This is a genomic window from Mucilaginibacter sp. P1_A3 (assembly GCF_056406855.1).
In genome coordinates, this window is the sequence record NZ_JBFTZJ010000010.1 from 82,744 (window position 1) to 96,384 (window position 13,641).

Sequence of the window (13,641 nt, forward strand, 5' to 3'; positions counted from 1 at the left end):
AAAAGCCTATTTTTGCTTAAACATCTATAGCTATACCCGCCTTTTTACCGTTAAATAATAAAAAACTGAATGAACTATCATAAAAATAGCTCCGGTAAGCAAGTAAACAACTTTATCTGCAGGCTGCAGCTTCATGGTCATAGAGGTTACTAAAAATGCGATTGAACCTGAAAAATACAATGGTAACCTAACCGTAAGATTATTCCAATAAATGGGATTTACCAGGAATAGCGCCGGCAACGACATCACGAACACTATAATATTTAAAAAGAATATATCTTCAAAAATAACAGGCAGCACATGGCTGTAGTCTAACCCTTTTTGCTTTATAGCATAATAAATACTGGTCGCCGCTATTGATAAAATAAGCGAGAATATAAAAGTTTTAAAAAGTTGCTTTGGAAGTCCTTTCATACGTGATATGTTGAGGCAAAACACTTTAATGTGATGCCTGTTATTATTTATTATGCAAATAAATGAATCAGCGGGCGTAAAGCTTTAATATAAATGTCACAAATTGGCTGATAAAGTACCGCCGCCCATTTAAAGCCTTTAAAACGGCTACCTTTGCGCCGTTTTTTACTATTATATATTTTCTATGAAAACCAAAATAGCAGTTGCCAATGGTGATGGGATAGGCCCCGAAATAATGCAGGCCGTACTAAACGTTTTTGAGGCAAACGATGTACAGCTTGAATATGAATTTGTTGAGATGGGTAAATCCTATTTCGATGCGGGACACTCCACCGGGATGACACCAGAAGCTAAGGAAACCATTGAAACACTTGGCTTATTATTTAAAGGCCCTATGGAAACGCCAAAAGGCAAGGGTGTAAAGAGCATCAATGTAACAGCCCGCAAGGTATGGAACACCTATGCCAACCAGCGCGATTTTCGAAGCCTGAACGGCGTTGATACCGTTTTCTCTAAAGCAGGCATCCCTATCAATTTAACCATCATCCGCGAAAACATTGAAGATACTTACGGAGGTATTGAGCACTTGCTGACGTATGATGTGGCAGTTGGCAGGCGTATAATCACCCGTCCGGGATCTGAACAGGTTATTCGCTATGCGTTTGAAATGGCCCGCCGCAAGGGACTTAAAAAATTAGCCTGCGGCCATAAAGCCAATATCATGAAACTTACCGATGGCCTTTTCCTTGAAGTTTTCCAGGAAATAGCTAAAGAATACCCGGATATTGAGGCCTCGGATATTATTGTGGACGATTTGTGCATGAAACTGGTAACCCGCCCGCAAACTTTTGAAGCCATCGTATTAACCAACCTTCAGGGCGATATCGTATCTGATCTATGCGCCGGTTTGGTTGGCGGTCTTGGTTTTGCGCCATCAGCCAATATTGGCGATAATATCTCCATTTTTGAAGCCGTACACGGCACAGCACCGGATATTGCAGGCAAAGGCATAGCTAACCCAACGGCGTTGTTGTTATCAGGCATTTCGATGCTGCGTTTCCTGGGTTTTTCTAAAAATGCGGCTGATATCGAAAACGCGTTATTATATACTTTAGAGCAAGGCGTGCATACCGGTGATTTTGGCGACAAAACTATTCCTGCATCAAACACCAATAGCTTTACAAATGCCATTATTGCCAACCTGGGTAAAGTACCTGCAAGCGGAGGCGTGTTTTCAAATCCCGACTTAGCAGTAAAGGCCGAAAAAATACAACCTTTAAAAAACAAGCTTACAGCTACCAAAAACATCAAAGAAGAAATGGTTGGTGTTGATGTTTTTGTTGAATCAAAGGTACAACCTGCCGCACTTGCCGAGATCGCGAAAACTGTACTTACAGATAACTTCGACCTGGTGATGATCTCCAACCGGGGAACCCAGGTATGGCCCACAGGATCTATCTATACCGAACTGGTGAACGAATACCGTGTACGCTTTGAAAAGAAACCAGGTTTGCAAATAACCCAAAAAGAACTACTTCACATAGCAGCAGATTTTTCTGAAAAAGTAAAAGTTTGTTCGGTTGAGTTCCTCATGAAATTCGACGGTAAAATTGGCTACACCCTGGCACAGGGCCAATAAAAACAGGCACCAATTTCACAAATTGAAAGGTAATTTACACGAATTTATACTGATGTGTCGGAATAAATTCGTGCAAATTACTATTCGTATAATTTAAAATCATCAGTGCAATTAGAGCCAATCTTAATTCGTAAAATTCGATACAATTAGTGAAATTCGTGTTTACTGAAAACCTTTTATGTAATTATTAGTTATAATAAATACAATAACTAACTAAATATATAACTAAAAGGAAATTATTAGGAAAAACTGCTACTCATTTACATTTTATTTACACACAAGATCAAAGAAAGATGAACATGAAAAAGTCAGTTTTAATTGCCGTAGCCTCATTAGCTATTGGATTTTTATCGAACAACGCAATCGCACAAACACAACAACAGGATACTACTGCTAAAGCCGCTCCTGCAACTACACAGGCAGCGACAGCTGCCTCATCTGGCGATGTGGTAGGTGTATTGGCCACTACTACTGATTTTGCGCCATTGGCACTAGCTGTAAAAACTGCCGATCTGGAAGCTACCTTAAAGGGCCCTGGCCCATTTACCATATTTGCACCTAACGATGTAGCTTTCAGCAAAGTTCCTAAGCCAACCATGGATGACTTAACTAAAGATCATGCTAAACTGGCTAAATTGCTAAAATATCACGTAGTAGCTGGTAAATATACCAAAGCCGATATTATTAAAGCATTAAGTGCAGGCAAAGGTAAAGCCTCATTAAAAACCATCGATGGTGAGGTGCTTAACTTATCTGTTAATGACAAAAGCAATTTACAGATTGTGGATGCAAAAGGCAATGCCGCGCAGGTGATATCTTTTGATACCATGGCATCAAATGGTGTTGTACACGGTTTAAACGGCGTATTAATGCCACAATAAAGATTTTCAGTCCAATTTTTAAATCCATAGGGCCGGGCGGTAAAACGCCTGGTCCTTTTTTATTAAAGCATGCCTGTTTGCCAGGTAAGGCGGCTTAATTTGTAAACAAGCTGTTCATCAATGGTTTCATTATAACTAAAATGATGCCGCTCCAGTAACTGAACAGATTTCACATTTGCAGGAGAAAGCCATGCTGTTATGGTATTCAGCTCCATTTCATCAAAGCCATAAGCAATAACGCTATCAACAGCCTCTTTCATCAAACCCTTACCTTGTTCAGATGGCAATAGCTCATAACCTATTTCGGCACTTATGGCCTTATCATTGAGGTTCCAGTAGCATATTGCTCCTATAAGTTTACCTGAGCATTTAAGTTCAATACCCCAGTACACACTTCGCTTATCGATCATATCCTTTCTCCGCGCCGCTATAAACTGATTTACGGCTTCGGCAGTCTGCACCGAACTGCGGCCGATAAAACGGTTTATATCATCGTTACTACGGATTGCTAATAATTGTTCTGTATCACTAAACATCAGCTCTCTTAACCTCAACCGATGGGTATGCAATTCTGGAAATTGCGTTGATGGAAACCTAACAGGCATTACTTAAGCGGTGTAAATTTAGATGCCCAATATTTTTTATCTGCAATAAGAGCTATCGGCAAACCTATACAAATTATCAGTATAATAATCCCCGTTAAAGCAACCTGCACCTTAATAGGGTGAAACCCAATTTTGCTTAAAGGTACAACAGCAAGATTCATCACCAGCCAGGTAATAACCCCATAAAAAATGGCAATTAAATATTTATTGCGCAAAAGCTTATCGCAAATGGGGTAAAGCGGGTAAAAAACGGCCGTAAATAAAAAAGCAATGAGATAATGGAATATAACTCCGGCCAACACCATTTCGGCGCCGCCATTAAATGCTGCTTTGCCAAATACACCACTTGCTATAAACTTAAAAATAATATCAGCATGAATACTTCCATTTGTGAAATAGTTCCAGATGATGGCTGCGATGCCATCAAGCGTCCCTGTTAAAAAACAAAGCCATAAAATAGTAAGTATGGCGTCGTTTTGTTGTGGTTTGATATTTTTTGCAGCCATGGTGATGAGATTTAATACTATAAAGTTATGCTTTTTATAAAAAGCACCTGTATTGACAGGTTTATTTTTTACAGTTAAATAAAGTATTAAAACTGACGCCTATTTTTATACCAAATGAATGCCGAAAACACAATTGAGATCCCCGGATTGCTAAGCAACAAAGCAAGCAAAAAAATATGTTTTGAGGTGGAGGGATTGACGATTGAAAAACAACGGAGCTTTGTTTCAACGGTGTTTTTACCTACTCAAAATATTGCAGCTTTCCGGTATGGAATTACCTGGACAAGGGGATATAATTTTGTGTTTGGCCGCCAATATTTTATTGAGATACAAAATGATGAGCAAAAAATAACGCGGATTAAACTTGGTAGTTATTACGGCATCCGTAAACATTTGTACGGTAAATTATGGGCTGATATTATACAGCAGCTATGGAAAAACTATTTTATAAATATGTTTAGCTATTACCATGAGTTATATACAATTCATCAAACTTTTGAGCTTTGCGGTATCCGGTTCCATTGTGATGGCATTGGTTGGGACCGTCAACATATATTACAGTGGGACGAGATTGCTGTAAGCAGTTACCAAACTTATTTCATGATCTACAACTGCCAAAATAAAAAGCAGTGCGTCAGCAAAAGCTTCGCCAATGATTGGAACGCTGTGATATTGCAGGTACTTTTAAAGGAGATTGTAGAAGAACGTAGTGTAATACGATCTTAACTATTTCAAATACTCGTTCAAATAATAAAATACCTTATTCCTGATATCCTCCGCATCAAACATAACTCCGTAATGCGGGGCGTTGGGCACAATGATCAACTCATTTTTTACCCCGGCCAGTTTTAGGTGTAAGCTAAGTAGAATAGATTGCTGGGGACTTACAGATTCATCCTTTTCGCCCTGAACAATAAGAAATGGAGGATCATTTTTGTCTACATAAGTAACAGGGCTTGCTACTTGGGCCAGGTCGGGACGATCAAACACCCGGGCACCCAGCAGTAGGGTTAATGGACTTTGAGGATCAGTTGATTCGTTACCCTTGATCGATAAAAAATCCGACGGGCCATAAAAATCAAGCACCAGTTTTATTTTGAAGGCAGGCTTTTTTCCGGCCTGGTAAAACTCTTTTACATTGTTGTTATTAGATAAACCCATCAACGAAGCCAAATGCCCTCCTGCCGAAAAGCCAATGAGTGCAATTTTATCGCGGTCGAGTTTGTATTTATTGGCGTTCTGGTATAAAAACTCAACAGCCTGGTTACAATCCTGCACCTGTGCCGGAAATGGCGCTGTGGTACTATGGCGGTAATCTATTGATGCAACCGCATATCCTTTATCAATAAACCCTTTTATGGTTTGGGTCATATAACCCATATCGGCATATTTATCATTCAGCATCCACGCGCCGCCATGAATCCATACAATAAGGGGATAACTGCTTTTTACAACCGGCGGAAGATAGATATCCAACAAATGCTTTTTGAGGCTATCACCGGCGTATGGCACATTGCTGATAAATGTGGTGCCTTTAGGAAAAATATCGGGCTTAGGATTTACCTGGGCTTTTGAAATATTTAGCGCGCAAACAAATGCTGCAAAAAAATACAAGCTGCTTTTTTTCATAATTGGTTAGTTGAATTAAAGATAGGCTTTATATAAATACCTTGTTCAGATATTAAAGATTATTAGCTGCACAATCAGTTTTAAACAGGTTTGAATTTCGCAAACTATGGTTTGATATTCGTAACTAAGCTCCCTTGTTTTATTAACATCTTTGATATATCAACTACAAAACAAATAACATGAAATTAACCAACAATAAAATTTTGATTACCGGCGGTGCAAGCGGCATCGGCTTAGGGCTTACCGAAAGATTTATACAGGAAGGCAATACGGTAATAGTTTGCGGCCGTCGCGAATCTGTATTGCAGGAAGTGGCCGATAAATACCCATCAGTAATTACCCGGGTATCCGATATCTCGGTTGAAGCAGAACGTGTGGAGCTTTTTGATTGGATTGCCGAAAACCACAGCGACCTAAATGTGCTGGTAAATAACGCAGGCGTGCAGCAATGGATGAAAATTACCGACGAGAATTTTTTTGAGCGTGCCAAGGCCGAAATTGCAACCAACATCGAGGCTCCAATACATTTAACCTCGCTGTTCATGAAGCTAAAATTGTTAACCACCATTATAAACGTGACTTCGGGTTTATCCTTTGTGCCTTTTACCATGGTACCGGTGTACTCTGCAACCAAAGCATTTTTCCATTCATTTACGCTATCCGCACGTCATCTACTGAAATCAAAAAACATTGAGGTGATTGAGATCATCCCACCGGCATTGAACACCGATCTGGGTGGCAAGGGTCTGCATGATGCACATCCTCCGGTAAGCGCGTTTATCGAATCAATATTTGAACAATTGAAAAACGAAAAAACCGAACTGACTTTTGGATTTAGTGAAGCGATGGCCAATGGCGGTCCCGAAGAAATAAAGGGGATATTTAACAGGTTGAATACGGTGAATTAATAAAACTAACGACCATAATTACCCGTTTGTCATTTGAATTGATAAAATTCGGAAAACTCTAAAGTTGGAAATAACAAGCGGCGAAAGACTTACGAAGTTTTAAAAACTTCGTAAGTCTGGCATTCTTTAACTTGTCATAGGTAGCCCATTAAACAACAAGGCAATACCAAGAGCCGGTTCTAAAACCCCTGTAAAGTAAACCAGGAATCTTTTAAAGGGAATAAAACCCGCCATCATCATTACCATACCATCCGTATACATAAAATGCCCTAATGCCGAAAAGCACAGCATCAGCATCATAGCCAGGTTACCACTGAAAATGATGTTCCAATCGCCTACAAAAAACGGGAAATGATTGTGAATACGATGAAAGTTGAACGGAGGACGATGAGTACCTTTATATATTTTCAATTGTTCATTCTCCACCAGGCATCTGCTGGCCCAAAAAATCTTTGAATACAGACCAAGATACTTTATCAAAATTTTCATTTGTAGCTATCTTCTCTCCAAATGATGTTAGCAATACTTCAATCTCTTTAAGCCCAAAATCCGCTGCGCTCCATTTGGGTGTATATCCTTGTGATGACATTGTATTGGGATTGGCTCCGGCGCTGAGTAAAAGTTCAACTATATCTAAATATCCGCCCATTACAGCCCAATGTAAGGGCGAGTTGCCAAATCCATCAAGTTCATCTAAATTAGTCTCAGGCGCCAGACCTGCCCTAACATTTTCAATTTCACCAGTCAAAACCTGCTCATGAAGCGGGTATTTCTTTACAGTTACAGCCTTTTGAGGATTATCGCGAACTAATTCATTCATAAACGAATATTCTTCAAGCGGTATCTTCATTCGCTTTGCAACATCGCAAATCACAATATAAATATCGTTGTCTATCTCGATATTATGTTCATGCATTTTTGCTATAAGTAAATCAAAGCAGACCCCATATTCATTATATTGGAGGTACTCTTTCGAATTATTAACATCAACCTCATTCAGCCCGAATAACTCAGCTACCTTTATTAAATATAACAGTTGGTCTTTAATACTTTTTCGTTTTTTAAACCAACTGATCATGCTATTTCATTTTGTATTAAATCTCTTTTAAGCACCAATCAAACGCTCTCCCTCAATCTTCTTTTGCAGCTCTAATATAGCTCCAATTAAAGCTTCTGGTCGTGGTGGGCAGCCTTGTACGTATACATCAACAGGGATCACCCTATCTACCCCCTTAACCACGTGGTAACCGTGTTGCCAGTAAGGGCCGCCACAGTTGGAGCATGATCCCATAGATATCACATATCTTGGTTCGGGCATTTGCTCATACAGGCGTTTAATGCGCTCGGCCATTTTAAAGGTTACGGTACCTGCTATAATAATCACATCGGCCTGGCGGGCTGATGGGCGTGGAAAAACGCCAAAGCGGTCCAAATCGTAAGTGGATGCCATGGAGCCCATCATTTCAATGGCACAGCAGGCTATCCCAAAACTCAAGGGCCATAAGGATGATAAACGCGCCCAATTAAGCAGGTCGTTCATTTTGGTGATCACTACGCCACCTTCTTCGCTGGTTAGTTCGCTACTCATTTGCAGGCTTTTTAAAGGTGGGTTTAAACATAGGTTTTCTTACCGGTGGTAATTCTGTTGGTGTTGCGGCAACAACGGCTTCCGCAAGCGGTTCGTTGCCCATATTAAACGCTTTAACAGTAAATTTACTTTGTTCCAGGTTTAGTTTTTCGTAAAACGATGCCGGGATATTTACATCAGTGGTAGGTACAGTAGGTTTGGCTTTAATCCATTCCAGGTCGCCTTTTGCCCAGGCATAAACCAATCCCAATATCAGGATGCCTAAAAAGATGAACATCTCTGCTAAAGAGAACCATCCCCAGCGGGCGTCCCCGGCAATAAGCTCGTGATTCCCAAATACTGTCGCCCAGGGAAAAATAAATACCATTTCTACATCAAACAATAAAAATATCAGTGCTATTACATAAAAACGCGAATTAAAGGGCAACCAGGCATTTCCTGTGGGTTCCTCGCCACATTCATAGGAAGTTAGCTTCTCGTAATTAGGGTTATTGGGTGCCAATAATCTGTTGAAAAAAAATATCACGCACACCATTATTATTCCGGTGAGCAGAAAGATGAGTATCTTTCCAAATTCTGATATTTGCGAAACTTCGGTCATGACTACAAAATTAACAAAACAAACAGATTTTGATGCAATAATAATTGGCGGAGGAGCGTGCGGACTCATGTGCGCCGTGCAAGCCGGCTTTTTAGGCAAACGTACCCTCGTCCTCGAGAAAAATGATCGGGTGGGTGCCAAGATCCTCATCAGTGGCGGCGGAAGGTGTAATTACACAAATCTGTACGCTACCGACCAGCAATTTATATCGCAAAATCAACATTTCTGTAAATCAGCCTTTTCGCAGTGGACGGTGGATGATACCATCGGCTTTTTTGAAACTTATGGTATTGAAGGAAAGGAAAAAACGCTTGGACAGTTGTTCCCGGTAAGTGATAAGGCTAAAGATGTGGTAGAAGTTTTCACCAATCTATGTGCCGATCTTGACCAGGAGATCTGGTGCGATGCCGATGTAAAAATGGTTGAAAAAACCGACGACGGTTTTACCGTTCGTGTTGAAATTGGCGGCCGGCAAGAATTTATAAGCGCGCCAAGTGTGGTGATAGCAGCCGGCGGCTTGCCTATCCCAAAAATGGGTGCTACCGACTTTGGCTTAAGAACAGCCCGCCAGTTCGACCTCAAAATAGCGGATACCGCCCCTGCCCTTGTACCGCTTACCATTACCGGGAAAGATCAGCCCTGGTATGAGCAATTATCTGGCAACAGCATCTTTTGTAGGGTTTGGAACGATAAAATTAGCTTTGAAGAGAACATCCTGTTTACCCATTGGGGTTTAAGTGGCCCGGCCATTTTACAAATCTCGTCCTACTGGAAGCCTGGCGAATATATTTATATCGATCTGCTCCCTAACCAAAACATTGCCGACCTGATTCAGCAGGAAAAAGAAACCAATGGTAAAAAAATGTTACTGGCCTATCTGGCTGGTTTATATACCCGCAAGTTTGCCGAAGCGTTGAGTGATAAATTACCTGTAGAGAAAAACCTGGCATCCCTCACCAAAACCGAAATTGAGGATATTAGTACCTTAATACATGAGTTTAAAGTAAAACCGGCCGGCGATAAAGGATATGACAAAGCCGAGGTAATGCGCGGTGGTTTATCAACAGATGAATTATCATCTAAAACACTGGAAACCAAGAAAATTCCCGGCTTATTTTTTGGCGGTGAATGCGTAGATGTTACGGGCTGGCTGGGCGGCTATAACTTTCAATGGGCCTGGGCAAGTGGGTTTGTAATAGCGCAGAATCTTTGATCAGAATTTAAGAAAAGCAGAATACTACTTCCGTCATTGCGAGGCACGAAGCAATCTCCGAGCTGTACAGAGCAAACCTAAAAGTTTGATTTGCGTAGACGATTTGCCTGTGTAGAGATTGCTTCGTACCTCGCAATGACGGTAAAAAATGCTACCGTTCCACAATTTCATAATTCCTGTACTCGCCTATCCGCCAGCCGGTAATCTGCTCTACCTTTTGAAGCAACTTACGCCTAAAGGTCATACTTTTACGCAGTTCTTTGGTGCTAAAGTCTATATTCCAGTTGGTAGCCTCAATACGCTTCAGGATAGGCGCCGGGTGGGTGCCTGTAAAGCGTACCAATTTATCGGCATTGCTGTAATCAAACTCGTAAGTTTCGGGTAGGTTTTGCGCCATCCAGGCATCATCATGATAAAACTTATTAAAGTTGCGAATTTTATTGTTGAGGCCTTGAGGTGGCTTAGCCCAACCATAGTGATATATATAGGCATCAATCAACTTCACTTTTATCTTACGGCCATCCAGCCTGAAACCCTGCGCATCACGATAGGCTTTTATACCTTTAATATTTTTCAATAAACGAATCTCCCGGCGATACCAGCGTCTCGAATCGCCGTAGTAATCATATGAGCCATAAAAATGCCGGTATTTAAACAGCAAACCTTCGATGTTTGGCTTGTTTAAAGCATCTTCCATTTCCTTTTTAATGATGGGGTGATATTTTTCATGCACAGCTTCATCGCCCTGGATATAAAAAGCCCAATCACTATCACGCGAGATTGCTGCAAAAGCCTTATCTGTTTCAACCGCGAAAACGACTCCCCCATCTTTTAACGAATCATCCCAAATGGTATCAATTATTTTGATTTTAGGCGAGCCGATAGCCTCAATTAGTTCTCGGGTACCATCATCAGAGTTACCGGCGGCTACTATAAACTCATCACAAAGAGGTAAAACAGAATTAATAGCTTCAACAATAGGGTAGTCGTTTTTAACCGCGTTTCTGATAAATGTAAATCCGGATACTTTCATTAAGCCAAAGGTATTTAAATTGTGATTAGTCTTCAAAAAAGCTTTGCTGAGCCCAATATAATAACACACCCACCGCAAACGTCTCTATCATAAAAATTTCAAACAGGATTATCATGATTTCTATAAACTTTCATGCGCTTTTCTTCGTAAAACTCATTAAAAAAAAACAAGCCTTTTTCAAACGTTTTATCACGCTAATACGAACATAATAAGTAAAATATTTTACTTAAGATTGTATCAACAACCCTAATTAATAAACCATGGATATCATAAGAAGAGACAATATCACCTACGAAGAATTTATGGAGGAGCATTATAAACCGGGCATTCCGCTGGTTTTTACAAATGCCGCCAAAGTTTGGAAGGCGAATGGTCTGTTTAGTCCGGATTGGTTCAGGGAAAACTATCCCGATCGTAAAACCGACGTAAGGGGCAATACCCTCACCATGAAACAAGCCATGGATATGGTAGAGGCCAGCACCGAAGAAAAGCCAGCCGTATACCCTATTATATTTGATATACCATCAACCATACCAGAGTTGATGCCCCTTTTAGACCCATTGGATCTGAACTATGCATCGCCAAATTGGTTAAAAAATAAAATGTTCAGCATAGGCAAATGGGGCGGCGCTACCGAGCTGTTTATTGGCGGCCCTGGTGGCAGGTTCCCATATATGCATATTGATTATTACCACCTTAATGCCTGGATTACCCAGCTTTACGGCCAAAAGCGCTTTACCGTTTTCCCGCGTGGACAAGAGCATATGCTATACCCACGCGCGGATGATCCATGGCGCTCTGAAGTAAACGTTTTTGAACCTGATTTTGATAAGCACCCCTTATTTAAAGATGCAACCCCCATCAACTTTGTAGTTGGCCCCGGCGAAACTTTATTTATCCCTTTTGGTACCTGGCATACGGCCTATTCGCTTACGCCAACTATTTCGGTAGCTTTTGATACACTCAACAACAAAAACCACAAAGAATTTATGGAAGACGTTTGGACATTTAAAAAACGGCAGAGTAAATTGAAAGCAGTGGCCATGTATGCCTATGCCGCGGTGGCTACACAAACCTCAAAGATTAGCGAGGGATTTAAGGGAAAATAAAAACCACAGTATGCTGAGGATGCAAAGCATGGCGTAGCTACGCTGCATATTTATCCTGTACTCCATTTAATTTTATACCAATTTTGCCCGATAAAAGAAAAAAATGCTGATTTTTGGCACCAACAAAACAGGAAACAACATTGGTGATCACTAATCAGAAATACGAAGAAGCACTCATTAATTATAATAAAAAAATTGCTGATGCCAGTGTGGAGGATATGGTGCTTAATATGGGCCCTCAGCATCCATCTACACATGGTGTTTTGCGTTTGGAGCTGATTACTGATGGGGAAATTGTAAAAGAAGTTATCCCTCATATTGGTTACCTGCACCGCTGTTTTGAAAAACATGCCGAATCATTAACCTACCAGCAAACTATTCCATTTACCGATAGGTTGGATTACCTGGCCTCTATGAACAACAGCCACGCTTTTGTGATGGGTGTTGAACGAATGATGGGGATTGATAAAGATATCCCTAAACGGGTGGAATACATCCGCGTGCTTGTTTGCGAACTTAACCGCATTGCATCGCACCTGATTGCCATTGGCACATACGGTATTGATATTGGTGCCTTCACTCCTTTTTTATGGTGTTTTAGAGACCGTGAACATATTATGGGTATGCTGGAATGGGCTTCGGGCTCGCGCATGCTTTATAATTATATTTGGGTCGGTGGTTTGTTTTACGATTTGCCTGTTGGTTTTGAAGAGCGCTGCCGCGATTTTGTAGAGTACTTTAAACCCAAAATGGTTGAACTTAATGAACTACTTACCGATAACCAGATATTTATATCCCGCACAGCCAATGTAGGTGTGCTGCCGCTGGATGTGGCTATTAACTACGGCTGCTCTGGTCCTATGCTGCGTGCTTCGGGCTTGAAGTGGGACTTACGACGGATTGACAATTATTCGGCCTATCCTGAGCTTGATTTTGAGATTCCGATAGGTACCGGTATAATGGGCACTGTTGGCGATTGCTGGGACCGCTATAAGGTAAGGGTTGATGAGATAGAACAATCGCTTAGGATTGTGGAACAATGCCTTGATCGCCTGCAAAACGAACTGAAGCGCACACCCGATTTTGACCCCCGGGCCAAAATGCCCCGTAAAACAATTCCCAAAGCTCAGGACTATTATGTACGATGCGAAGGCGCCAAAGGCGAGCTGGGTTTTTATTTTGTAGCCGATGGCAAATCGGAGATCCCCACACGTGTAAAAGCCCGTGGCCCAAGCTTCAATAATCTTTCTGTGCTACCAGAAATATCCAAAGGCGTACTCATAGCCGACTTGATTGCTATTGTAGGCTCTATCGATTTTGTTTTGGGCGAGGTGGATAGGTAAAGGCCACACGGCTGTTATCCGCGCCCATCCGTCGCATTTGTCTGAATCAGAATTTTCAGAATTAAAGAATTAGCAGAATTTGATTCATAGGAGAAAAATTAATTTGTAGGCGTTGCAAATTGCATCCTTTCTTTCCCTTGTTCTTTACTCAAAAAAAGTCCTTCGTCCGAAA

16 protein-coding genes are annotated in these 13,641 nt (G+C 41.0%); 7 read left to right on the forward strand and 9 right to left on the reverse strand.

From position 1 onward, the window contains the following. Positions 1 to 30: 30 nt before the first annotated feature. Complete coding sequence (locus tag AC1D0K_RS21610) at positions 31 to 414, reverse strand: hypothetical protein (protein ID WP_477393703.1); 384 nt, start codon at positions 412 to 414, stop codon at positions 31 to 33. 184 nt (positions 415 to 598) lie between these two features. Here AC1D0K_RS21610 and AC1D0K_RS21615 point away from each other — a divergent pair, with 184 nt between their 5' ends. Next, positions 599 to 2,053, forward strand: coding sequence for an NADP-dependent isocitrate dehydrogenase (locus AC1D0K_RS21615; RefSeq protein WP_477393705.1), 1,455 nt, complete (start codon positions 599 to 601; stop codon positions 2,051 to 2,053). Between the two features lie 299 nt (positions 2,054 to 2,352). Continuing rightward, positions 2,353 to 2,934: a fasciclin domain-containing protein gene (locus AC1D0K_RS21620; RefSeq protein ID WP_295712952.1), complete on the forward strand. Its 582-nt coding sequence runs from the start codon at positions 2,353 to 2,355 to the stop codon at positions 2,932 to 2,934. 62 nt (positions 2,935 to 2,996) lie between these two features. On the opposite strand, the gene AC1D0K_RS21625 is transcribed toward AC1D0K_RS21620, so the two are convergent. Next, on the reverse strand, positions 2,997 to 3,539 hold the full coding sequence (locus AC1D0K_RS21625) for a GNAT family N-acetyltransferase (RefSeq protein ID WP_477393708.1): 543 nt from the start codon (positions 3,537 to 3,539) through the stop codon (positions 2,997 to 2,999). Beyond that, complete coding sequence (locus tag AC1D0K_RS21630) at positions 3,539 to 4,045, reverse strand: hypothetical protein (protein ID WP_295712947.1); 507 nt, start codon at positions 4,043 to 4,045, stop codon at positions 3,539 to 3,541. The genes AC1D0K_RS21625 and AC1D0K_RS21630 overlap by 1 nt, the downstream gene beginning before the upstream one ends. Before the next feature lie 114 nt (positions 4,046 to 4,159). Here AC1D0K_RS21630 and AC1D0K_RS21635 point away from each other — a divergent pair, with 114 nt between their 5' ends. After that, positions 4,160 to 4,771 carry a hypothetical protein gene (locus AC1D0K_RS21635; protein ID WP_477393710.1) on the forward strand — a complete coding sequence of 204 codons (612 nt, stop codon included), beginning with the start codon at positions 4,160 to 4,162 and terminating at the stop codon, positions 4,769 to 4,771. On the opposite strand, the gene AC1D0K_RS21640 is transcribed toward AC1D0K_RS21635, so the two are convergent. Continuing rightward, complete coding sequence (locus AC1D0K_RS21640) at positions 4,772 to 5,674, reverse strand: alpha/beta hydrolase fold domain-containing protein (RefSeq protein ID WP_477393712.1); 903 nt, start codon at positions 5,672 to 5,674, stop codon at positions 4,772 to 4,774. 179 nt (positions 5,675 to 5,853) lie between these two features. Here AC1D0K_RS21640 and AC1D0K_RS21645 point away from each other — a divergent pair, with 179 nt between their 5' ends. Next, positions 5,854 to 6,582, forward strand: a complete 729-nt coding sequence (locus AC1D0K_RS21645; RefSeq protein ID WP_477393714.1) for an SDR family oxidoreductase — start codon at positions 5,854 to 5,856, stop codon at positions 6,580 to 6,582. 126 nt (positions 6,583 to 6,708) lie between these two features. On the opposite strand, the gene AC1D0K_RS21650 is transcribed toward AC1D0K_RS21645, so the two are convergent. Genes AC1D0K_RS21650 through AC1D0K_RS21665 form a run of 4 tightly spaced genes read right to left on the reverse strand, consistent with a single transcriptional unit; the run spans position 6,709 to position 8,771 of the window. After that, entirely contained in the window at positions 6,709 to 6,993 is a 285-nt protein-coding gene (locus AC1D0K_RS21650; protein ID WP_477393716.1) for a DoxX family protein, read from the reverse strand. Between the two features lie 4 nt (positions 6,994 to 6,997). Continuing rightward, positions 6,998 to 7,660: a MafI family immunity protein gene (locus AC1D0K_RS21655; RefSeq protein ID WP_477393718.1), complete on the reverse strand. Its 663-nt coding sequence runs from the start codon at positions 7,658 to 7,660 to the stop codon at positions 6,998 to 7,000. Positions 7,661 to 7,687: 27 nt separating this feature from the next. After that, the gene (locus AC1D0K_RS21660; protein WP_295712930.1) at positions 7,688 to 8,170 is read right to left on the reverse strand and encodes an NADH-quinone oxidoreductase subunit B; all 483 of its coding nucleotides are present in this window, start codon (positions 8,168 to 8,170) and stop codon (positions 7,688 to 7,690) included. Further along, positions 8,163 to 8,771: an NADH-quinone oxidoreductase subunit A gene (locus AC1D0K_RS21665; RefSeq protein ID WP_295712927.1), complete on the reverse strand. Its 609-nt coding sequence runs from the start codon at positions 8,769 to 8,771 to the stop codon at positions 8,163 to 8,165. The genes AC1D0K_RS21660 and AC1D0K_RS21665 overlap by 8 nt, the downstream gene beginning before the upstream one ends. On the opposite strand from AC1D0K_RS21665, the gene AC1D0K_RS21670 reads away from it, so the two are divergent. Further along, positions 8,770 to 9,984, forward strand: coding sequence for a BaiN/RdsA family NAD(P)/FAD-dependent oxidoreductase (locus tag AC1D0K_RS21670; protein WP_477393721.1), 1,215 nt, complete (start codon positions 8,770 to 8,772; stop codon positions 9,982 to 9,984). The genes AC1D0K_RS21665 and AC1D0K_RS21670 overlap by 2 nt on opposite strands. A gap of 151 nt (positions 9,985 to 10,135) precedes the next feature. Here AC1D0K_RS21670 and AC1D0K_RS21675 read toward each other — a convergent pair whose 3' ends face one another. Then, positions 10,136 to 11,017 (reverse strand): glycosyltransferase family protein, encoded by an 882-nt coding sequence (locus AC1D0K_RS21675; RefSeq protein WP_477393723.1) that lies wholly within the window; start codon positions 11,015 to 11,017, stop codon positions 10,136 to 10,138. A 260-nt stretch (positions 11,018 to 11,277) separates the two neighbouring features. Here AC1D0K_RS21675 and AC1D0K_RS21680 point away from each other — a divergent pair, with 260 nt between their 5' ends. Further along, a complete protein-coding gene (locus tag AC1D0K_RS21680) occupies positions 11,278 to 12,126 on the forward strand; it encodes a cupin-like domain-containing protein (RefSeq protein ID WP_477393725.1) in 849 nt (282 codons plus the stop codon). Positions 12,127 to 12,272: 146 nt separating this feature from the next. Continuing rightward, complete coding sequence (locus tag AC1D0K_RS21685) at positions 12,273 to 13,469, forward strand: NADH-quinone oxidoreductase subunit D (RefSeq protein WP_477393744.1); 1,197 nt, start codon at positions 12,273 to 12,275, stop codon at positions 13,467 to 13,469. The last annotated feature ends 172 nt before the right edge of the window (positions 13,470 to 13,641 follow it).